15 protein-coding genes and 1 pseudogene are annotated in these 20,782 nt (G+C 68.6%); 5 read left to right on the top strand and 11 right to left on the bottom strand.

The features are described 5' to 3' along the window. Positions 1-2: 2 nt before the first annotated feature. Positions 3-230, bottom strand: a pseudogene (locus AC067A_RS01940) (transposase family protein); the annotation flags it as partial. 148 nt (positions 231-378) lie between these two features. Here AC067A_RS01940 and AC067A_RS01935 point away from each other — a divergent pair. After that, positions 379-1,074, top strand: coding sequence for an HAD family hydrolase (locus AC067A_RS01935; protein ID WP_478613158.1), 696 nt, complete (start codon positions 379-381; stop codon positions 1,072-1,074). A 1,439-nt stretch (positions 1,075-2,513) separates the two neighbouring features. On the opposite strand, the gene AC067A_RS01930 is transcribed toward AC067A_RS01935, so the two are convergent. Further along, a complete protein-coding gene (locus AC067A_RS01930) occupies positions 2,514-2,795 on the bottom strand; it encodes a hypothetical protein (RefSeq protein ID WP_478613155.1) in 282 nt (93 codons plus the stop codon). 527 nt (positions 2,796-3,322) lie between these two features. Between AC067A_RS01930 and AC067A_RS01925 the strand changes: the two genes are divergently transcribed. Next, positions 3,323-4,945, top strand: a complete 1,623-nt coding sequence (locus AC067A_RS01925; RefSeq protein WP_478613152.1) for a hypothetical protein — start codon at positions 3,323-3,325, stop codon at positions 4,943-4,945. Between the two features lie 189 nt (positions 4,946-5,134). Here AC067A_RS01925 and drmC read toward each other — a convergent pair whose 3' ends face one another. From drmC to AC067A_RS01895, 6 genes are all read right to left on the bottom strand, one after another. Continuing rightward, positions 5,135-5,896, bottom strand: coding sequence for a DISARM system phospholipase D-like protein DrmC (gene drmC / locus AC067A_RS01920; protein ID WP_478613149.1), 762 nt, complete (start codon positions 5,894-5,896; stop codon positions 5,135-5,137). Beyond that, positions 5,893-7,803: a DrmB family protein gene (gene drmB, locus AC067A_RS01915; protein ID WP_478613146.1), complete on the bottom strand. Its 1,911-nt coding sequence runs from the start codon at positions 7,801-7,803 to the stop codon at positions 5,893-5,895. The genes drmC and drmB overlap by 4 nt, the downstream gene beginning before the upstream one ends. Beyond that, the gene (drmA, locus tag AC067A_RS01910) at positions 7,800-11,660 is read right to left on the bottom strand and encodes a DISARM system helicase DrmA (protein WP_478613144.1); all 3,861 of its coding nucleotides are present in this window, start codon (positions 11,658-11,660) and stop codon (positions 7,800-7,802) included. Before drmA ends, drmB begins: the two co-directional genes overlap by 4 nt. Positions 11,661-11,778: 118 nt before the next feature. Further along, the gene (locus AC067A_RS01905; RefSeq protein WP_478613141.1) at positions 11,779-14,019 is read right to left on the bottom strand and encodes a hypothetical protein; all 2,241 of its coding nucleotides are present in this window, start codon (positions 14,017-14,019) and stop codon (positions 11,779-11,781) included. A gap of 133 nt (positions 14,020-14,152) precedes the next feature. After that, positions 14,153-14,626, bottom strand: coding sequence for a hypothetical protein (locus AC067A_RS01900; RefSeq protein ID WP_478613138.1), 474 nt, complete (start codon positions 14,624-14,626; stop codon positions 14,153-14,155). Positions 14,627-14,629: 3 nt separating this feature from the next. Continuing rightward, on the bottom strand, positions 14,630-15,946 hold the full coding sequence (locus tag AC067A_RS01895; RefSeq protein WP_478613503.1) for an AAA family ATPase: 1,317 nt from the start codon (positions 15,944-15,946) through the stop codon (positions 14,630-14,632). A gap of 121 nt (positions 15,947-16,067) precedes the next feature. Between AC067A_RS01895 and AC067A_RS01890 the strand changes: the two genes are divergently transcribed. Then, positions 16,068-17,714 (top strand): restriction endonuclease fold toxin-2 domain-containing protein, encoded by a 1,647-nt coding sequence (locus AC067A_RS01890; RefSeq protein WP_478613136.1) that lies wholly within the window; start codon positions 16,068-16,070, stop codon positions 17,712-17,714. 28 nt (positions 17,715-17,742) lie between these two features. Then, positions 17,743-18,195 carry a hypothetical protein gene (locus AC067A_RS01885; RefSeq protein WP_478613133.1) on the top strand — a complete coding sequence of 151 codons (453 nt, stop codon included), beginning with the start codon at positions 17,743-17,745 and terminating at the stop codon, positions 18,193-18,195. 1 nt (position 18,196) lies between these two features. On the opposite strand, the gene AC067A_RS01880 is transcribed toward AC067A_RS01885, so the two are convergent. The 3 genes from AC067A_RS01880 to AC067A_RS01870 all read right to left on the bottom strand — a co-directional run bounded on the left by AC067A_RS01880 (position 18,197) and on the right by AC067A_RS01870 (position 20,425). Then, positions 18,197-19,153 carry a hypothetical protein gene (locus AC067A_RS01880; protein ID WP_478613131.1) on the bottom strand — a complete coding sequence of 319 codons (957 nt, stop codon included), beginning with the start codon at positions 19,151-19,153 and terminating at the stop codon, positions 18,197-18,199. A gap of 242 nt (positions 19,154-19,395) precedes the next feature. After that, positions 19,396-19,599: a DUF397 domain-containing protein gene (locus AC067A_RS01875; protein WP_478613128.1), complete on the bottom strand. Its 204-nt coding sequence runs from the start codon at positions 19,597-19,599 to the stop codon at positions 19,396-19,398. Further along, positions 19,508-20,425: a helix-turn-helix domain-containing protein gene (locus AC067A_RS01870; protein ID WP_478613126.1), complete on the bottom strand. Its 918-nt coding sequence runs from the start codon at positions 20,423-20,425 to the stop codon at positions 19,508-19,510. The genes AC067A_RS01875 and AC067A_RS01870 overlap by 92 nt, the downstream gene beginning before the upstream one ends. A 116-nt stretch (positions 20,426-20,541) precedes the next feature. Between AC067A_RS01870 and AC067A_RS01865 the strand changes: the two genes are divergently transcribed. Further along, positions 20,542-20,769 carry a hypothetical protein gene (locus AC067A_RS01865; protein ID WP_478613123.1) on the top strand — a complete coding sequence of 76 codons (228 nt, stop codon included), beginning with the start codon at positions 20,542-20,544 and terminating at the stop codon, positions 20,767-20,769. Positions 20,770-20,782 lie beyond the last annotated feature (13 nt).

Raw genomic sequence — 20,782 nt, 5'->3', positions numbered from 1 at the left:
GGGCGGTATGCGGTGGCGATGCCGATATCGAATCCCGCGGCGAGTTGGGCGTATGTGTCACCGCACCGCAGAGGGGCCAGGGCGAGGAGAGCCTGACGACCGGCGGTCAGGCGCCGCCATCCGGTCCCGATCTCGCCTCGCCTCGCCTCGCCTCGCCGCACAGCGAGACGTCCGGTCAGGCAGCGCAGGGTGCGGCTGGATAGGTCCATCGATGAGGGGTAGACAAGCACACGAAGGTCCTGGCGGCTGCGGGCGACCTTGGTCGAGAGCCCGTCCACCAGGAGCTTCACCGTGCTGCAGATCCGTCCGACGCGTGGCCAGACCGTCGGGTCGGGAAAGGCATCAGTGTCTGGGAGACGATGGGAAGGGACTTCGACCTTGACGCACGCTGACCCGCTCACCGAGACCCTGGCCAACGCCCGCGTCATCCTCTTCGACTTCGACGGGCCCGTGTGCGACGTGTTCGCCGGACTGCCGGCACCCGAGGTCGCCAGGGAACTGACCGCGCTCCTCTCCGCCCAGAACGAAGCCGCGGGCGCGAAGGCCGCCCGGACTGACGACCCGATCGAGGTGCTGCGCATCGCGCACGAGGCAAACACCGAGCTCGGTCAGAAGATCGAGCAGGCCCTGACAGGCGCCGAGGTCCGAGCCGTCGCGGTAGCCGGGCAGCCGACGTCAGGGGCTGCGGAGGCGCTTCGGGCGGCTCGTTCCGCCGGTCGAGGCGTGGCGGTGGTGAGCGACAACTCCGCCGAGTGCGTACGCGTCTTCCTGGAGCTGCACGGGCTGGACGAGTACGTCACCGGGATCGTGGGTCGCCCCTCCGAACAGCCGCACCTCATGAAGCCGAACCCCTTCCCGCTCATCGCAGCAGCCGAGCTGATGCACATCGACGTCACGAGCTGCACGCTGATCGGCGACTCGCTCACCGACATCCAGGCCGCCCACGCAGCCGGGGCAACAGTCATCGGCTACGCGAACGAGCCCCACAAGTCCGAGGCATTCACCGAAGCGCAGGCCGACGTAGTCACCCAGGACATGCAGTCCATCGCCGACGCGCTCACCACTCCCCAGTAATCTCCTCCTCGACGACCGAGCCCGGCACGAGACGGAGTTCGTACGGGGTGTGGCACTCGGACATCTCGGTGCCGACCGGAGCACCACATCTGCACCCTCGATTCGGCCCCTTGTCGCCAGGAGCACCACAGCAGCCCACCTCTCCTGTGTTCAGCCGAGCCAGGCTCGGCATGTCCTCAGGGTGCAGCAGGGTGTTGCGAGGCCCTCCGGAAACCCTCTCCACGCCCTCGACGCTGATCGACGGCCCGCCTGGGTACGCCGGGACAAAGCTGTCCTGGTCATCGCCGGCCACGGACGGCGCGCCAGTGGGGTCGGGGTCAATCGCATAGAACCCGCGCGGCATGGTCGCCTGGGCCCGCCGAACGCCATCGACCGGCAAGCCGTCATGGAAGGGACGCTCAGGCACCTCCTTCATCTGCTGAAGCTCTGTCGTCAGCCGAACCCCACACGAAGCGCAATGAAAGATCGTCATCGAGAGACTGCCTACCGGGCCCATCCGGCTCAGAGCAACGGCTTTTGAGCGGGCGCCACGGGCCGGCCTGTTGCTACAGATTTCTCCACGTCGTCAAGGCACCCGCCGCGCACGGCGCGGCGCGCGGCCCGTCGCCCGGGTCTGCGCTCCTGTCTGCTGCCCCGCTCCAGTCCGGGCGCCGTCCGCACGCCTGACAGCTCGGGTTGGTGGGTGACGAACCCCGGAGCGGCTGAGGCGGTACGCGAGTGCGGCTCAAGACGATGCCTCCGGCGGGGCGCTCAAACTCCGGGATGGAGGGGGCTCCGTGGGCGAGTGCCGGCCGTGGGGTGTGGCGGTGGGGAACTCCCGTCTGCCGTCTGCCGTCGGCCCAGGCAGAGCCGGGCAGACGGGGTGGGAGTGGGGGAGAGTCGTGCGTGAAGGCAGGATGCCGCGGGAACCTCGCCCTGCCCGAGGACGTTCCAGCAAACTCGGTAACGTCCCAGCGCCACATGGCAGTTGAGGGCCCGCGAGCCGTGTACAGTGAGCGGCGTCATTTGTGAAAAATGGCGTGACTAAGAGCCGTAGGCGTTTGCTTCCAGGCTGCCGCCACGGCTCTCTAGTAGGTAGGAAGTTCAGATGGAGACTGGAAAGTCTGATCCGAAAGAACCAACCCAATGCACTCATCAGTGCATGACCACTGACGGGAACTGTACACCACGTCCGGGATCTGGCAAGTGGCACACGGTTGCCGCCGTCTGTACAGGACTTGGGTCGCTCATGGCAGGAGCGGCAGCGCTGCTAGGGACAGTCGCGATGCTCGGGTGAGTGTCCAACTGCGTGACCACGCCGATGAAAAGCGGCGGACGAGCGCTAACGCCTACGGCTCATCAGCGCAGGTGAGAGGGACGCCTGCCCAAGGCAGGGCTCGCGTCCGAGCTGCTTCGGGACGAGGAGGTCGTCTTCACAGCAGCGCGGTACCGCAACCGGGTCAGGTGGTGTCGCCGGTCCGCAGTTCAGCCTTCCGCCGGCGGGCGTAGCCATCAAGGTCTCGCTTGATGGCTACGACCTCCTCCACACGGATGCGGATCGGCCCACAATGCAGGGCATCGCACGAGCGCGGGAAGCTGCCGTCGATGAGCGAGACACCACTGAGTACCACGCCCGCCACCTCATCGACCGCTGTGCACAGGACTGGGTGGAACGAGCAGTCCTCGTAGATGTCGCCCACCTGGATGCCGTTCGGATTCGCGGGGTCGGCCGTCTCCTTCATAGGGCCAACTTGCCACGAAGCCCACGACCGCGGCTCCTGAGTTCTTCGGGAACCGTCTCGGTTTCCGTCCCGTTCAGCGACGACCAAGCCCGTTCAGGGGGGGGTCGACGGGCGAGGCCTGACCGGCGGTTCGCCCCACGCAAACGCGGGTGAACGGACTCGGACAGGCTCAGGAAGAGGACCAACAGACTTGGAAAGCGTGCGCGCGGCCGGCGCCGGCAGGGCACTCTTGGCCATCGGCGGAGCCTGACCGTCGGTTGGGTCCCGGGCTTGCACCGGGCCGCCCCCGGACAAAGTCAGGGATGCAGCTGCACTACAGAGCTGGACACCTCGGAAGCCGACCACGTGCAGGTGGACGCTATAGCGATCGAACTCCTAAAACGATGTTCAGGAGGGCCGTGGACGATCGGTCTGCGAGCATTCACCCTTTTGGGTGCCTAGCCTGCTCCAACAGCGGTAAGCGCTGGTTGAATCACGGGCGAACCGGGAAACCAACAGCGCCAACCAGCGATCACCCGGGGAACGGTATGCCTGCACCGGAAGAAAACCTTGAGAGGGCTGCGGTTTCCCTCTTGCACACAATGATCAGGTGGCGTATCCGCGCAATCGAGCGTGTCGAACTGTCGAGTGCCCTATGGTCTGAACGCAAGCGCGAAATCCATGTCCGCCCCCTGCGTGAACTGATCACCGGAAAACACGCTGCACCCCACCAGTTGGGCGATGTTCTGCACAGCTTGCCCCTCAAACACAGCAAGGAAGCCCGCCTTCATAATGCCCTAGCCCCTTGGCAACCCGAAGGGAAGGATCAAGTTGAGCTTATTCTACCCATCACGGAACTTCCACAGGTCTCGATTTTGGATCTGAATATTTCTGTGGCCGAGAAGACCGTTTACCGCCTCCCCATGGACGATGGCGCCAGGATCCAAGCCCGCTACGTGATGGAATTGGCCACCGATCTGGGACTATTCAGGGAGAAATACAGTCATGGAGAAACTCCGAAGCATTTCGAGGAGCTAATCGCGGCACTGTTTTACTTCCCTTCACGCCGTTGGGATTTCGTGTGGCGGCGTGACAACGGGTACAGGCTGCCTGAGCGAATGGTCTACGACTACCTCAAAGAGGCGTTTGAAGACACGGCAGGCCTGCGTGGATTTAATTATCGCACCTACCCTTCCGAGTGGGCGGATCCTCTCGCACAGATCGATGCCACAGCACGGGATTACACTATCGTGGATCATCTGAACGCTGCCGCGAATCCCCTCCTTGCCCTACCCTACTTTCTCAAGGTTCTCAGTGGTCAAGGGCTGACGCTGAGCGCCGCTGACTGCACTGGCAAACTCCGATACCTGAGCGAACTCCTGACCCACGCGCACATGAAAGTAGAAAACCGCAGGGGAGACTCTGACGAGGCTCGCCGGTTCCTCTCTACGTTCTTCACTTACGGGCACCGCTGGATGGCATTTGCGAAATGCACAGTTCCGCTTGATGACCCATTCATTATCAGAGTCAGAGAGAAGCGAGGAATCTACTTCTCTCCCAGTCGAGAGCCCAAGCCACCTCTTCGCGACAGATTGAATAACTCCGCCTGGCAGTTCGTCGCCTTCGGGGATGCGGAGACGAACCATGTCAGCATCCAGGTCAACGACACAGCCGTACGCTTCCGGAAGTGGCCCACCGTTTACGATCAGGCGCGAAAAGAATTGCCCACCCTAGCAGTTGACGAGGAAAATCACACTGACGAGCTCTACTCGATTAAAGACACGAAGCATGGCGTGACACCGAAGAATGAGCGGATCTGGATCAAATGCCCGCTTGGGTTGATGCCATTGCAGCGTACGATGTTGTATCTAACCATGGCCATCACGGCCTTCGGCATCGCATTGCTGCTGAACCGCGGAGTGGGAGATCCGGGAATAACGGCCGATTCGGATCACAAGGGGCCGGCCGCCTCAAATGGATTGAGCTCCAAAGATGCCACGCTGATTCTTGTTCCTGTGGCCTTCGCGGCGGCCTTGCTCCTCAGCAAGCAGGATTCGACTCTCGGGATGCATGTCCGTAGGCATGGACACCTCGTATTGATGGCGGAATTGTTCATTCTGCTCGGAGTGGCATTCGTGCTGTTCGCGATTCACCACGTCAAGGTCGGGTAGTGAGGGATGAACTTCTTGTCGGCTAGCGATGGGAGGCCATGCGCGGGTTCGCATCCTGCTGGGGCACTTCGCAGGAAGTGTCGGGAGGCCGCGTGATCAGTGGAAGCGCTGAGAGCGGGGTCTTGTCGTGGGGGCGGGTGGGTGAGTGCTGGGGGGTGGGAGGGGAGTCGGGTCGGGCGGTGGGGGAGTTCACCAGTAGCGTTCGAGGATTCGCTGGCGTTGGAGTTCCTGGACGTGTTCCGCGGCGCGGGCGGGGGCGGAGCCGCCGGTGATGAGGACGCCGGCCTCGATGTTTCTGTCGACTCCCGAGTGGGTGAAGTTCGCGCTTGTCGTCAGCAGGGTGTGGCGGTCGGCCACCGCCAGTTTGGCGTGGGTCTTGGAGCCCTTCTCGGTTCTGCGGCCGGGGGGCCAGTGCCAGATTCGGATTCCCGGGACGTCGGCGAACGCCGAGGCAGGCTCCACTCCCGCGAGGGCGGTGCCGGCGCCTTGGAGGGTTTCGACGACGACGTCGACGACGACGCCCCGGGCGATCGCAGCCTGGAGGGCTTCCTCCAGCGGCCCGTAGCGTCGTGCCGAGTAGGTCATCAGGGTCAGTTCGGCTCTCGCGTCCGCGATGAGCTGGAGCAGCACCCGAGCTGTCGATCTCACCGGGACGCGGTGGGACGACGGGCCGCTCCACACCAGGGAGACGTCCTGCTCCCGCACTCTGAGTTCGTAGCCGGTGGCAAGACCGTGGAGGTAGGCCGCAGCCTCCTGCGGTGGCGTCCCGTCGGCCGCGGCAGCGTGCAGGACGGCCGCCGCTGCCTCTGTGAAGCCTGTCGAAGCACGGGTGCTCAGCAGCTCGGCTCGGGTCCGACCGGACGCCATGGCAGCGGCCAGTGCCTTGAGGGCGTCGGCACCTATCGCCGCCAATGCCTTCGACGCGGCCGAGGGGAAGGTCTCCGGTCTCACTTGAGGCCCTGGAGGAGGACGAGTTCGGGGTCGTCGACGGGAACGACGAACCGGCGGTCAAGGAACCGGTTACCTCGTTCGCATGTCGTCTCGGAGACGAAGAGACAGACGTGGCAGGCCGCGCCGTGGAGGAAGTCCTCGTGCGGGGGGCGGGGCAGCCTGTCCGCACAGAGCGGGTCGGAGGAACAGCGCTCGGCGTCCCTGAGCGCGCGCTGGACGATCCGGGTGAACTTCTCCGGTTCGGCAAGCGAGACCAGACCGCCCAGGGTTCCTTCCGCGTCCGGGACGGCCGTGTAGATGAGGATGCCCGTACGTCGGTCCTCCTCACGCCCGGCGTAGATCCGTTCGGACAGGCTCGCCGAGGAGTAGCCGCATTCCAGGGAGATCGCGCGGATCAGCAGGTGTGACAGCGTGTGGAGCGCGATGTAGCGGGCGCCGGGCCAGCCACGCAGGGGGTCGTCGGCCTCCTGGACTCGACCTGAGTACCGGTTGCGGCGGAACTCGACGTAGGCCTCACGGTGCGCCGCGAGGGCGGCGGACGCCGCGACTCGCTGTTCCCAGTCGGCGACGAGGGAGTCCTCGACGCGGAGGAAGATCCCCTCGCCACGCACCTCACTGGCCGGCACCCATGAGGGCACCCGACTGCGGGACAGCGGGGCACGAGCCACCAGGGTGGGGTCCTCGGGATCCGGCGCGTCGAGCCGGGTGAACCCGATGAGCGCGCGCACCTCTCTCAGCCGCTCCGCCTGGACGACGTGGGAGAACACGCCGCTCAGGGCAGGAGGGACGGGGACGGCGTGAAGAGCGAAGTCCTCGGTCGGCTCCGGTACCTGCGGGCTCGTGAAGATCTCCCACTCGGGGGTGAGGAGGTCGGGGTACGACGGAGGCTGCGCGGCCGGTGTGTCCTGCGCCCCGGAGCGCTGGGCTTCGATCGCTGCCCAGACCTCGGGCTGGCTCCACCGGTGCAGCGGGCGGAACTGCTGGAGCCCCCAGAAGGCGTTGAGGATCTCAGGGGACGTCGCGGCCCGCAGGTCCGCCCAGAGCTGTTCGACCTTGCCCTGGAGGGCGCTGCCGCTTGTCGGGGGGACGGCAAGCACACTGAGCGTCTGCGCGAACCACTGGTTGGAGGCTCCGATGACCAGGGGCTTGGGAGGCTTGGTGCATCCACTGGGGGCGAAGGTCGCGAGGTGGGGGTGCCGCCCTCGACAGCGCGGCAGAGTGGACTCTCCGCGCTGGCCCATGGCGTCACGGATATTGCGGTCCTTGCCGCAGTTCACACAACGCACCTTGACGTTGGCGGCCTGGTTGCCGCCGTGGTCGAGCATCTCCAGGCGGGGGTGACTCGCCTTGTCGCACTCGCCTCCCCGGTGGACGAACCAGGCGTAGGGAAAATCGTCCAGGTGGCCGTCGGAGCAGGTCAGGACGAAGCGGGCGGCCACGGCCAGCGGACGTCTGCCCTTGCGCTTGGCCGTGCAGTTCTCGTGGAAGAAGCGGGCGTGGTCGGGACGGCGCGGCTTCGCGTTCTCGAACTTGAAGATCTGCGAGTCGAGTCCGCCGAGCGCGTTGCAGGCCGTGCAGCGAAGCCACTGCGGAAAGGGGAGGACGGGCACTCCCACTCTGGCGGCGGGGCCGCCGGGGTCGGCGTCCGTCCCGTCCATCCAGGGGGCCGGTCGCAGCTGGGTGACCTGCGAGCCGTTCTGGTCGCCGAGGAGACCGTTGACCGCCCGCAGCAGCCGGGGTTCCTTGAGGTCTGTCCATTCGAAGGAGTCGTAGTTCCAGTCGTCGATCCCCCGGACGAGCACGGCGAAGTTGGGCAGGTCGACGAGCGCGCCGACGCCGGCCGTGAACATGAGGTGGCTGGGGCGTACCGCGCCGACGCGTCGGCGGTACTGGGGCTTGTCCGTCATGCCTGGGCCTTCTTCCCGTGCTGCCCGGACGCGCCGGACCGGACGTCCAGTACGGCGCCCGTCTCGTCTCCTTCGGGCGACTCCTCGTGCTCGGCGCCGTCCTGCCCACCCGTGCCGGAGCAGCTCCAGGCGGGGGCGCCGCCGACCACGTCGAACAGACCGCTGCCCGGCAGCAGCAGATTGATCTCGTTCTCCGTCTCACGCATCGACTGGGCGACCGTGAGCTCGTCCCAGCCGGCGCCCGTGGCCCGGTTGAGCAGTCCGCTGAGCCGCTGCCCCTGCCATGTGGCCTCTTCGTAGCCGAGGCGGGCGCTGCCCTGCTTCTTGCGCGCCCAGGCGTCCTTGAGGACCTCGATGCGTTCGGCCAGGTAGCCCCGGGCTCGTGGGCCGCCCACGACGTCGGCCCTGGCCAGGAAGCGCGCGGTGACGCCCTGCGCGGTCGGGCCTTCCAGGTCGACGTCGTAGGCGTCCTGGTTGCGGGAGTGCGCGGCGGTCGCGTTGCGTACGGCGGCGATCCAGGCGGCGGCGGTCGTACGGTCCAGGGAGCGGCGCGCGAACGGGGTGACGGAGAGGGCCTCGACCTGCCGGTAGAAGGTCGCGTGGTAGTGGCCGAAGTTCTCGAAGTGCGCCAGGTCGCGGGGCCGGGTCCAGTTGTAGAGCGTGACGACGAGTCCGGGGCGCTTGGCGTCACGTCCCACCCGCGAGGAGGCCTGGATGTACTCGGCGGTGTTCTTGGGCTGACCCACGACGAGCATCAGACCGAAGCGGGACACGTCCACGCCGACCTGGAGCATGGAGGTGGCGAGCACCGCGTCCACGGCGCCGGCCCCCTCGTTCCGGAGGCCGAGCTTCGAGACGTCCGGACGCTGCTTGTGCTGCGCCGCGGCCTTCAGTTCCTCGACGACCGCCTGGCGGCGGATCGTCGTGTCCATCTCCTCGTCGAAGCCGACGTCGAGCCTGGCCAGCACCTCCGTGATGTCACCCGAGGAGATGCGGGAGGTGAGCTCCTGGACGGAAAGCATCTCGGTCCGGCGGAGCAGGCGATTCGACAGCCCCTTGCGGGTGCCGTGGACACGGACGCGGGTGGAGATGTCGTCATCGAGGAAGCGGCGCATACCGGCCAGTTCACGGGTGGCGTTGAAGTAGCCGACGAGCGTCATGTACGGGTCGGCGGCCGCGCCATGCCTGTCGAACAGGGTCTGGCCCGCCAGGAGGAGGATCTCCGCCACCCTGATCTCGGCCTGCTTCATCCTGACGCCGTGGGCGCAGATTCCGAGGTAGCGGCGGCCTGGAGCCTCCTCCGAGAGTGCGACCTGCTGCGAGAAGAAGGTGTCGCCGATGTCGATCACCTGAGGCGGGAAAATCGCCGACCTCCTCGCGAAGACGCCCGTGATCTGCTCGGCCGCACGCTTGGTGGTCGCGGTGGAGGCGACGATCTTGGGCCCGACGGACCGGAGGACCCCGTCCGGGGCGGGGGCGCGCCAGCTGCACAGCTCGTCGACCGCCGCCTCGAAGAGCCCGACCGTCGTGCCCAGCGCGCCCGAGATCAGGTGGAGTTCGTCCTGGATGATCAGGTCCGGCGGGCGCAGCCGTGTCACCTGCCGGCTCTTGACGGCCTCCAGTCCGTCCTTGGCGTGGTGCCTCTCGCCGCACTTCGTGCGCGCGTCGAGATCGGCATGCCGGTAGCCGTGGCGCGGGCAGTAGTCGGTGACCCGGCCGAACAGCGTGCCCGCCGCACCGCGCCACGGCAGCTGGGCGAGCTTGTCGACAGTGGCGATCAGCAGGCTGGGCGCCAGCCGGTAGATCTCCTCGTCCACGGTGAGAATGGGCAGGCCCTCGCGGGGCGAGCGGCGCTTCGAGAAGGGGCAGGCGCTCTTGCCCTCGCCGTTGGCGCAGTAGAGAAGGACCCGGCGCAGGTCGTCGTCGGGGTGCAGGTCCTCCTGGGCGCTCAGGGGCGTACCGCACCACGGGCAGGCAAGAGTCTGGAGGACCTTGGCTCCCCGCCCGCTGCCCGCCTGTTTCGCCTCGGCGATCTGCTGCGCGGCTTCCTCGTAGCGGTTGGGTGAGACCGCCCCGCCGACCCACAGCCCGATGCGGAAGGGGGTGGCGCCCCACCGGTAGTCGCCCCCGTCGTACGCCTCGCGGCGGAGCACCTCGGCGGCGCAGACCAGCGCGGCGGCGCGCTGGAACTGCTGGGCGGTGAGCAGGCGCAGGGTGTACCGCATCAGGACGGCCACGCCCGCGTCGCCGGCGCGGGCGTCCTCTCCCGTGCCGATGGTGCCCTGGAGTCTGCGGATGGCGAAGGTGAAGGCGGCGAGGCCCAGGTACGCCTCGGTCTTGCCGCCACCGGTCGGGAAGAACAGGAGGTCGACCAGGGCCCCGGGGCCCGCTTCCCGCTCCTGCGAGGTGGGGTTCGCGAGGGCCCTCAGGTTGAGCAGGACGAACGCCAGCTGGAACGGTCGCCAGGAAGCGGCCTCCGGGCCCTGGTCCGCGATCCGCTCACGGGCCGCCTCGAAGCCGATGCTCTCCCGCTCGCGCAGGGCGGCGATGGCGGTGTGACGCCGCTGGAGGGCCATCGCCCGGTTGGCGAAGCGGAAGGCCTCCAGGACGTCGGGACGGTTCGGGTGCGACAGCAGGTCCACGCCGAGTGCGATGCGGACAGAGGCGTCCCTGGCCTGTCGCACCGCGTTCAGGGCACTGTCCCGAAGGGCTCCCGGCAGTAGCTCGGCCTCGGCCTCGCGCTCGTCGAGCCAGGCGCTGTACCCGTCCGCGAGCGGGGCGAGTGCCTCCCGCAGCGCCGCGGGGGGCAGCTGAGCGAGCTCGTCCATGGAGAGTTCGAGACCGGTCAGGTGGGTCGCCTGACCGCCGGACGGGGCGATCGTGGCCGGTATGTCCTGGGTGGGAAGCCAGGTCGTGGTGAGCGCCTGGGCCCGGCGGCTGCCGGCCTCGCAGGTGATGTCCACGGCCACGTTGCGGCCCGCCGCGTGCTTCAGGCGGTTGCGGTAGAGGAGCGTGAGGTGCTGCTCCTCCGGGTCGTCGAGCCCCCAGGCGTCCTCGCCCCGCGATGCCTCGTCGAGCGGGTCGGAGATCGGGAGGAACACGGCCGAGCTGCCGTCCAGAGCCGTGACGTGCAGCTCGGTCTGGAACAGCCAGGCCGTGTCCTTGGCGGCCGGGGGTTCCTCCTGGGCGTTGACCAGGGCGAGCTCCACGACACGGGCGGGGCCGGCGGGTCCGGGGCGGTGCCGGACTTCGGCGATGAGGCGTACGCCGGGCGCCTCGGGGTCCTCGGACGTCAACGGCAGCACCTGCCGGGCGGCGCCGTCGAGCCGGATCTCACGGGTCTCGTCGACCTGCTCCCGCGTCCAGGTGGACCGTGCGACTCCTTCGTCGTTCAGTACCTGGGAGCGGTGGTAGCGGCCCCAGCGTGCCCTGACGGAGACCGCGTCCACGCCCTCGTCCGCCGGTACGGCGAACATGAGGCCCATCGAGGAGGCCCACATACGCCCGGCGTTCTGCGTGGTGAGCCTCTCGGGAAGCCCCCGGTCGGTGCCGTCGCCCTCGCCGTCGGAGTCGTCGAGGGTCTGGGCATCGGCGGCCGCCGGCGAGGCGGTCAGAGCCCGCTTGGGGCCGATGAGCCCCACCAGGTAGCGGTCCCGGGGGCCGGCGGCCCGGTGGTCGAACTCCTCGTCCGCACCGTCCCAAGGCCCCAGCAGGTCACGGCTGATGAGGTCGCCCAGTTCCTCCCTCACCTGGAAGGACGAGGCCGGGGTGAACGACTGCGACACCTCGCGGACCCGCTGGAGAAGGTCCTGCTCCAGCGATCCGGGCGACATGTCGGCGTTCTTGGTCGGCGGCATACGCGGCTTCCCCTTCTCGTCCCTCGTACGTGGTCCGTGCGGGCCGTCGGTCACGCGGCTGTGCCGCGGGGCCGTGACGCCCCGTCACCGTCCCGATGCTAACGGCCTGGTCCGGCAGTCAGCCCACCGGAAGGCTCTCGGCCAGCGCCTGTTCCAGGAGTCCGACGATGTCCCGGTCTCCCCGGTCTCCGAGGAGTTCGAGAAGAGCAGGCGCTCCCTGCCCCGGCCCCGTGCCGATCCGTCGTGCGATCACGTCGATCGCCTCGGCCGTGGTCACGGCGGCGGTCCAGCCGGTGAGTCGGGCGGCTCTGGCCTCCGGGCGGGTTTCCGGCTGCGCGGCGGGCAGCCGCAGCGCGGTCAGCCGCCCAGCGGTCACGTTGAGGAAGACCTGGTCGCCGACGAGTGCCCCGATGTGCTCCATCAGCGGACGGATCGAGCCGAGAAGGGGCTGCGTCCGCCAGTGGAGCACGCTCTCGCCGGCGTCGTGCAGCAGCGGGATCGGTTCGCAGGCGGGCGCGCCCCCGAGGTGTGCCGCCCAGCCGGCGGGGACGGGGGTGCCGGAGCCGCGCAGGTGCTCCGCGGTGACCTCAAGGCGGTACCACCAGCGGCCGTCGGCCCCGACGAAGCACCGCCTCGTCTTGTCCACGCCCTTCCGCGGGTTGTACGGCGCGGCCTCGTCGTCCGTCGGCCGCTCCGTGACAAGCCCTACCCAGCCGCGTCGGGTCCGGGTGAATTCGGGGGCGTTGAGGTTCGTACGCACAGAGGCCGGGGCCACGTCGAAACGGCCGCTGATCGCGTCGACGAGGGAGTTGACCTCGGCCTCCCCGCCGGCCCGCCGGATCTCCCGGGTGATCATCTCCCGGATGCCCAGGTACTCTTCTCCGCCCCACTGGCGCAGCCCGTACCTGTTCCGGTCAAGCCGGACGAAGCGCTCGTCGGTCCAGATCTGGTTACGCATGCTGGTGATGGCGGTGCCGTCCGCGAGCCGTTCGTGGATCTCCTCCATGGACAGGGGCTCTCCGTGCAGAGAGAGCACGGCCGCGGCCCGGTCGTTGACCGATCGGCCCCAGTACAGGAGGTGACCGTCCAGAGACTTGAAGCGGCCGATCTCGGCCGCCCAGTCCGCGAGTACCTCGGCCCGGACTCCGTGGCGGGTGCCCACGGCGACGGCTTCGTCCCACGCGAGCGGGGTGTCCCCGCAGGCGGCGAGCAGGTCGTCCGCCATGGCTGTCCGCAGTTCGGCGTCATCTCCTTGGATGATCCACTCGCCGTCGACGGCACGGTCGGGCAGGAGTCGGGCGATGACGTCTCCGAGCGGCACGCCGAGCGCGTCCACGGGCCGGCGGTGGTCGGGGTGCATCGCACGGACCTCTGCGAGGCGCCCCACCGTGCCGAGTCGTCCCGCGACGGCGGCCAGGTGTCCGGCGAAGGCGCGGCCGTGCTCGTCGTATGCGAGCCACTGCGCGATCGCGTCCAGAACGACCCGCTCCAGCTGGCGGACGCGCTCCCGGCTGATGTCGAAGCGATCGCCGAGCACCCCCAGGGTCTCCGGCTGCTCAGCGAAGATCCGCTGCCCGGCGATCGTGCGTTCCCTCTCCTCCCAGGTGAGGGCGAGCGCGGCGAAGGCGGCGAGAGGGGTGTCCATCAGACGTGAGGTGGAAGGTTCCGTGGACGGGAGGGGGCCGACCTCCGGGTCCGCCACCCCCGGGTCCGCCGCCTCCTGATCTGCCGCCTCGGAGTCGCCGGTTTCCCCGGTCGCCGACGCGACGGCTTCGTCAGTTGCGCGCTGCGTCGGCAGGGCGATGAGCACCGGTGGGTCCACTGATGCGGACATGGCTTCGGCCCCGTCCTGCGGCTCCCCCTCGTCCGACTCCCGGACGGGACCCTGTTCCAGCCCCTCCAGCACCGCGAGAGCCGCGCGAACCTCCGCAGGGGCGTCGGTGGGCAGCCATCGGGAGATCACCGCCACGGCGTCGTGGACACCCATGGCCACGCGGTTCGCCGCACGCCCGTGGAGCCGGTCGAGCAGTCCGCGCATCAGGGTGACCAGCGCGTCCTCGCCGGCCTGTTCCGCGCTCATGCCCGACAGGCCGGCCTCGGTGTCCAGGAGCCGCAGCACGGGGAGGAGTTCACCGGTCTCGATCTGCGGCCACAGCGCGAGCAGGGCCCGGGCCACCACATCTGCCAGCGCTTCGGCACCGATCGCCCGCTCGGCCGTCGTGAGCGGGGTCGCGTACCACCAGCCGAGCGGAAGCCGTTCGTCGTCGAGCCGCGCCGCGAGCGCGTGCGGATCGGCGTACCGAACGGCGGGGACGAGGTCGGCGAGGCAGGTGGAGGCGTGGGACGCGGGCGAGGTCATGATCGGGCGACACTCCGGGGAAAGGGACGACGGCCACGGCTGACGTGTTGTCCACGACCTTAGGAGTCCCCACTGACAATGCCTCATGGTCGCCAAGCACGGGGCTTCCGACCAGCGGTGGAGCGTCTCTTCGTCAGGTGTGGGCGGCCAGTCCCCCGTCGAGCGTCCACACCGTGGCCTCCACGCCGGAGGTACGGGCGAGGTAACGGTCGCGCTCGATGAGGATGTTGACGTCTCCGCAGCCGACCCCGCTGACGGCGTGTTCCACGAGGCTCATTCCCGAGCTGCCGCCTCCGATCAAGGCGTCGAGGTGGGCCGCGTTCCACTCGACCTCGTTCAGGGCCCAGGGTGCGTCACCCGCCACGACCATACGCAGGACAGCGACGAGCTTCTCCGCGCAGGTGCGGCGCTGACGGCCGTCGGGCAGCTGTGCGATGTGGTTCCCGGTCTCGATGACGGCGGTCACGGGAAGCAGGAGGTCACAGTCATGGGTCGCGAGCTTCTTCTGCAGCTCGTCCCTGACCTTCCCCAGGTCCTGGCACTTGCCGGGAACCTCCAGGAGGTTGCACAGGATCGATGTGTCGACGAACTCGACTCGGCGGGCCATGCCTCACCCGATCCCGAAGAGCCGGTTGAACTCGCTGTAGTCGCGTTCGGCCGTGTCGGCCATGTCGAGCCGTCCCTGAGTGACGACGTCCCCGAGGGACCCGGCCGCCATCGCCTTCGGGTAACCGTCCAGGTCCGTGAGCCGGGTGAGTCTGCTCGTACCGGTCGTCCGGTCCCGCGAGCAGACCACGACCCCTTCGTGGTCGGTGTTGTCGAGCGCGGAGAGGAGTGCCGGGCTGTGGGTGGTGACGAGGACCTGCGTACCGTTGGCCGCACTCGCGTTCCGTACGAGCTTGAGCACCTGGGAAGCCTGGGTGGGGTGCAGCCCGTTCTCCAGCTCCTCGACCACCAGCATCAGGAACGACCCGTCCTTGAAGCTGGTCGAGGACGAGGAACCGAGGTCGAGCCCGCCGCCACCGGTGAGCAGCGCCGTGGTGATGGCGAGGAAGCGGAGCATTCCGTCGCTCATCTCACGGGCGGGAGTCAGCCCCAGAGGACCTTCGTCGAGCGCGAGCATCACGTCGCCGAGTTCGGACTTCGTGACGGACAGTCGTTCGATGTCGTGGTCGGCGAGGTCCCGGAGCTGGTGCACGAGAGAGGCGAACAGTTCGGGCTGGGTCCGCTGGATGCCGCCGACGGCGGCCGAGAGGTTCTCGGCGGTGCGGCGCAGGCTGCTGTCGCGGGATTGGACGTACTGCCGCATCAGGTGCGGTACGGGGTCGAGGTGGAAGACTCCGACGAGCGCGGTCAGCATCGCCTCGGCGCACCAGACGCTCTCCCACTCCCCCTCGGTCTCGCCCGAGACCCGCCCGGGGAGCTGCGAGGTGAGCAAGCGGGAGCTCCGGAAGGGACCGCTGGGGTTCTTGCCGGGCTTTCCGTTGTGCCAGGACGCCTGGATGTCGCCGTAGTGCGGGCTCGGTTCGCCGCTGACGAGGATCTTCCGCTGCCCCTTCGCCGTGGGCCCCGTCAGACGCTCCTCGATGATCTGCACCTCGGGCTCCACCTGGATCGTCACGTCCAGGTCGATGAGCCCGTCCTCCGTCCGCACGGTGCAGCCGAGCGAGAAGCGGTCGGAGCCGTGCGGCACGCACCCGGTGAGCCCCCCGCGCACCGGCCCGGACGAGCTGCGCCGGCTCTCCAGGGCCTCGATGATGTCCTCGCCGCGCGCCAGCCGTGACAGGACCTCCAGGCCGTCGAGCGCATTGGACTTGCCACTGCTGTTACGCCCGATGAGCACGGTGAGCGGCGCGAGCGGAAAGCGCTCGTCGCGGAAGCTCTTGAAGGCGGTGAGGCGGACCTCTTCGATGGCCAGGGCAGTCACATCGGCCAAGTTACCCCAGCGCCTTGCCGTCGGCGCCGGTTGTCGTCGCCTTGCGGTAGAACTGTCGTCGCACGGTCCATCGTTCGCATCCGCGACGCGGGGGTACGGGAGGGGCGACGCAATGAGCGGACTGGCACCACACCTCAAGTTCATCGCCGAAGGAATGATCAGAGGCGCGATGGGCCTGACCGACACCATGCGGGGGGCCCGGGACACCGCCATCGCCCTGTACCACGAGCTGGACCGGCAGCGCGGGATGGCTGGGGACGACGAGGCGGGGCAGGCGTTCGCGAAGGTGTACCGGTCGGCCGCCGCCGCCACGCTGGACAAGATCGGCTCCAGCTCGTACGTGCTCGGTGAGGCCAGTCGCGGGCTGATGCGCAACGCACGGGAGTTCATGGCGCGGGAGAGCGCCATCACCGCCGCGCTCCTCGGCAAGCAACCGGACCTGACCGCCGGCATGGGCGACCCGGGGGCGGACTGCCCCGAGAACTACCTCGGCCTGGGCCGGGAACTTCCCGAGGTGGTCGGGGAGACCGCCTGGTACCGGCAGTACGCCCCCGGTGGCGGCAGCGACCGATACCGCGGGTCACCGGAGAAGCTGCGCGAGGTGGCGAACTGCTGGCGGCGCGGCGGCAAGCTGATGCTGCGCTTCCTGGAGGACGCCCAGGCGTCGGCCACGACCGCCGACAAGGCGCACTCGGGGGAAGCCGCCGACGCGTTCCGGGCGTACTTCAAGATGTCCGTCGGGCTGACCTGCCCGCCCGGACGGACCCAGGAGGACGAGCCGCTCGTCGCCAATCTCGTGGCCGCCTGCAACGAGATCGCGAAGGCCTGCGACCAGTACGCCGAGCACGTGGAGGCCGCTCAGAAGGCGATCCAGCAGCACAAGCTGGATCTCTTCGCGATGGACATGCCCTGGGACAGCCCCATGTTCGGCGGGAACGGCTTCGACGGTGGCCTCCTCGACGCCGTCCTGGACGATCCCTGGATCCGTCGGCTCGGCGAAGTGGGTCACGCCCTGGACTCGGCCGAGAAGCGGGTCCGGCTCCCCGAGGGCGGTGGCGGGCCCACCGCGCCGGGCCTGCCGCTCGTACCCCCGCTCATCCCCCTGCCGGTTCCGGTGCCCGCGCCGGTGCCGCTCGTCCTCGCCTCGTACACCGGCGGCCTGCCGGGAATCGTTCCCGCGATCTACAGGGACCCCGATCCGGCCGTTCCCTGGCGCGACCCGATCCCCCCGGCCGCTGTCCCTCCGCCGAAGCTCCTGACCCCGGCGGAACGGCGGGAATTCGTCTCCTGGGTCGACACGCTCACGCCGGCCGGATTCGGAGGCAAGACGGACGCCACCACGCCGGAGAACCAGTACCAACTGCGGATCGCCGGCTATCCCGAGCGGATCGTCCCGCTGCCCAAGGACTTCGAGAAGCCCTCGATCGGCGCCGACGGCATGCGCCCGGCGGACGGGACGATGGTGGACGCCAAGTACGTGGAGGACGCGGACGACGACTGCAGGAAGTCCACGTGGCGTCGGCCGTCCACGTTCGACATCCAGGACGAATTCAAGCCGGACGGCACCAAGAAATGGAACAAGAAGGACATCCTGATCGGGAAGGACGAGGCCGAACTCGAGAAGTACCGGCAGGCCATGATCGAGCACCAGCAGATCCGGGGCCTGGAGATCGTCACCAACGACAAGGAGGCCGCGGCGTACTGGCAGACGCTGATGGCCCTCCAGGGGGTCTCCGGAACCTCTCGGTACGTGAAGTGATCTCCCGCCCAGGAAGGACGTATCCAGCATGACGCCCGATGACGACGACCCGACCACCTTCCTGTTCTACGCGCCGGAGCGGGAGCCCCATGCCTGGGGCCTGGACCTCGCCGGGCTGGGCGAAGCCCTGAGGGAGGCGTTCCCCGAGGTCCGCTACAAGGTCCGCCAGGACCGTACGCACCAGGGCGAGCCGTACCTCTCCTTCTGGGCCGCCGCCGAGGACGGCACCGAGCACGACGGCACGGCCACGGTCCACGGCCGTGACTGCGTGATGCTCGCCGACGCGACGGCGGGTGCGGCGGCTCCGTTCCTGGTCTGGCTGCGGGACGGCCACCTGCCCGCCCCCGACCTCATCCGCTTCAGCAGCGAGCCGGCCGTGGAGCGAGGCATCGAGACGGACTGGCGCCTGCCCGCCGACGGCGACGCGGAGCGGCTGGCCGAGGAACTCCGCCACCACCTGGCCGTGGTGGAAGGGCCCTGACTCAGGCGGCTTCGTCGCCGTCGGTACGGCAGTCGGCGCAGCGCGCGTCCGGTCCGGGGTCGGGCTCGGCGCTGCGGAAGGCCCGCTCGCACCCGTCGCACGTGACGAGGGGCGCGGGGCCGGCCGGTCGTTCCTCCGCCGGGATCGGGGGCGGCAGGAGGTTCGTGAGCCGGTACTCCAGGAACCGCGCCGGGTGATGGATCGGTACCGGCTCGGGCGGCAGGCCCGCGGTGAGCGTGCGGGTGATCTGGGCGGGGCTGGTCGACCGGGCGAGCCACGTCTCCACTACGGAGGCGAGGCGCTGGACGTCGGCGACCGACAGGACCAGGCGGGGGTCGGTGAGGCGGAGGCGGGCGAGGAGGTCGGCGGCGGGGCCGGTGGTTGGGTGCTGGGGGTGGGGCTGGAGGTGGGCCGTGGGCTGGAGGTGGGCCGTGGGCTGGGGCTGGGGCTGGGCTTTGGTCTGGGGCTGGGCTTTGGTCTGGGGGTGGGTTTTGGGCTGGGGTTCCGGTTCCTGGGTCTTCGGTACGGGTGGGGGCGCGGGGGCCTTGTCCGGTGCCGGTGCCTGCACCTGTGCCCGTGGCTGTGCCGTTGCGCATCCGGGCTTGTCGTACGAGAACGTGCGGGTCGCGAACTTGCCGCCGCCGAGGGGGATACGGGGTCGGGCGATGTACCCGGCCCGCTCCAGCTCGTTGAGCGCCCGTCGAATGGTCGTCTCGCCTTCGCGGAAGCGCAGCGTGAGGGCCTTCGCGGTCACGGAGACGCCGTCGGGGAGCGACTGGATGTACACGGCGATGCCAACCGCTGCGGCGGAGAGTTCGGCGTGCTGGGCGAGGTGGTTGCCGACGACGGTGAAGCGCTCGGTGTGGCGGTGCCGGACGTGGATCACTCCGGCGGGCGGCGCGTCGGCGGGGGTTTCGGGGTACGCGGAAGGGGCCGCGTTAGACTGCGGTTCAGCCATCGGGAAGGTATCGCTTCCTGATCGGTCAGGCCCTCGTCAGGATTCCCGTCCTGTCGGGGGCCGAATTCATTTATGGGGCTTGTTGGGGCCGACCGTACCCCAGGTGTCCGAGTTCCGGACGATCCGTCACCCGATCGTGTGAGGGCGGGGTTTGGGTTTGGTTGGGTGGTTCTCACCCAGTCCTTTTGCTGGGTGGCGCGCGGCACCGGGACGCGCGGATGCGCGCCCCGGTGGGTGGGGAGTCAGGCGCGCTTGAGGTGGTCGATGAAGGCGGCCCAGGCGGGGGTGGGGACGAGGAGGGCGGGGCCGGCGGGGTTCTTGCTGTCTCGAACGGGGATGGTGTGGGGGATGTTGTCAGCGACCTCGACGCAGTCGCCGCCCTGAGTGTTGCTGTAGCTGGACTTGCGCCAGTTTGCGGCGCTGAGCTCGGGTCGGGACACGGGCATCACAGAACGAGTCCTCCATCACGGATCGGATCAGGTCTGCGGACCGTCCGGGAGGCAGAGCCATGGCCCGCAGTTGATCAAGTGCTAGTTCGTACTCTGCGACGGTTTCGCGGGACTCCACAAGCTCACCGGAGTGCGAACTCTCCAGGTATGCCGCGCCGGAACGCTTAGGGAACGCCAGGACGCTGAGTGAGCCTCCGAGTAGAGGATGCTCCCCTTGGTCGAACGGCAGGACCTGGACGGTCACGTGCGCCCACTCGTCCATGACGTGGAGGAGATGGCCCAGCTGCTCCCGAAACGTCAGCCCATCACCGATGGGGCGGCGGAGAACCGCCTCGTCGAGGATGGCCCAAAGGATAGGCGGATCCGTACGAGTAAGCGCAGCTTTCCGCCGCATTCGAGCCTCCAGCATCCGCCTGAGCCCGGGCCCCACACTGGGTCGCGCCACAGCCAGAAGCGCCCGCGCATACGACTCCGTTTGAAGCAGGCCAGGCACGATGTGCGCCATGTACTTCTCGATCTTGCAAGCCTGCTGCTCCAGCGCCATGTACTTGCTGGCCCAGTCCGGGAACGGCGTCCGCATGAGGTGACCCCACAGATCCGTCAGATCCCCCTCCGCGCCAAGGATCTTGTCCAGCTTGGCGTCCACGTCCCCCGGCGGGATCTCCTTGCCCAGCTCGAACTGGGCGATCCGGCTGTGAGCGATGGGAACCTTCGCACCTAACTGGCGCTGGGTGAGCCCCGCGCGACCTCGAAGCTTGCGCAGCTTCACCCCGTACAGCGCGGCGAGGGACGCCGACGGGTCGAGTTCTTTCGGTGCGGGCACTGGCGACCCTCATTTTCGTTCCGTGACTCCGAAAACCGTTACCCCTAGTGATCGTAGCCACACGCATCCATGCTCATCGGTGAAAGTCGCCAACGATGAGGAGAGGTGCGCGAAGTATGGGAACGGCGAGGAGTGAGACGACGGTTGAGGCCATCCGAGATGCGAAGGCCGCGCGGGACGAACTGCGGGCGGCGTTGCTGGATGTCGACATCCTGTTGCCCTCGTTGGGGCTCGACACCGTGTCCCTGGCCAGTGCGTACATGAACCCGCTCGTGGACCTCGGGTGCTGCCGACCGGATGTGGCGCGTCGGCTGGCGTCGGTGTTGCGGGGGTGTGCGGGGTGAGGTGGGAGCGGCG

Source organism: Streptomyces sp. NPDC043176 (genome assembly GCF_056436715.1).
Note: the sequence above shows the minus strand (reverse complement) of the source record. Positions and strands in the feature narration are given on the sequence as shown.

Excerpts from the sequence above, each read along its gene's own strand:
- AC067A_RS01930 (WP_478613155.1), bottom strand. The coding sequence starts at position 2,795 with ATGAAGGAGACGGCCGACCCCGCGAATCCGAACGGCATCCAGGTGGGC.
- AC067A_RS01925 (WP_478613152.1), top strand. The coding sequence starts at position 3,323 with ATGCCTGCACCGGAAGAAAACCTTGAGAGGGCTGCGGTTTCCCTCTTG.
- drmB (WP_478613146.1), bottom strand. The coding sequence starts at position 7,803 with ATGACGGACAAGCCCCAGTACCGCCGACGCGTCGGCGCGGTACGCCCC.
- drmA (WP_478613144.1), bottom strand. The coding sequence starts at position 11,660 with ATGCCGCCGACCAAGAACGCCGACATGTCGCCCGGATCGCTGGAGCAG.
- AC067A_RS01905 (WP_478613141.1), bottom strand. The coding sequence starts at position 14,019 with ATGACCTCGCCCGCGTCCCACGCCTCCACCTGCCTCGCCGACCTCGTC.
- AC067A_RS01900 (WP_478613138.1), bottom strand. The coding sequence starts at position 14,626 with ATGGCCCGCCGAGTCGAGTTCGTCGACACATCGATCCTGTGCAACCTC.
- AC067A_RS01890 (WP_478613136.1), top strand. The coding sequence starts at position 16,068 with ATGAGCGGACTGGCACCACACCTCAAGTTCATCGCCGAAGGAATGATC.
- AC067A_RS01885 (WP_478613133.1), top strand. The coding sequence starts at position 17,743 with ATGACGCCCGATGACGACGACCCGACCACCTTCCTGTTCTACGCGCCG.
- AC067A_RS01880 (WP_478613131.1), bottom strand. The coding sequence starts at position 19,153 with ATGGCTGAACCGCAGTCTAACGCGGCCCCTTCCGCGTACCCCGAAACC.
- AC067A_RS01875 (WP_478613128.1), bottom strand. The coding sequence starts at position 19,599 with ATGCCCGTGTCCCGACCCGAGCTCAGCGCCGCAAACTGGCGCAAGTCC.
- AC067A_RS01865 (WP_478613123.1), top strand. The coding sequence starts at position 20,542 with ATGGGAACGGCGAGGAGTGAGACGACGGTTGAGGCCATCCGAGATGCG.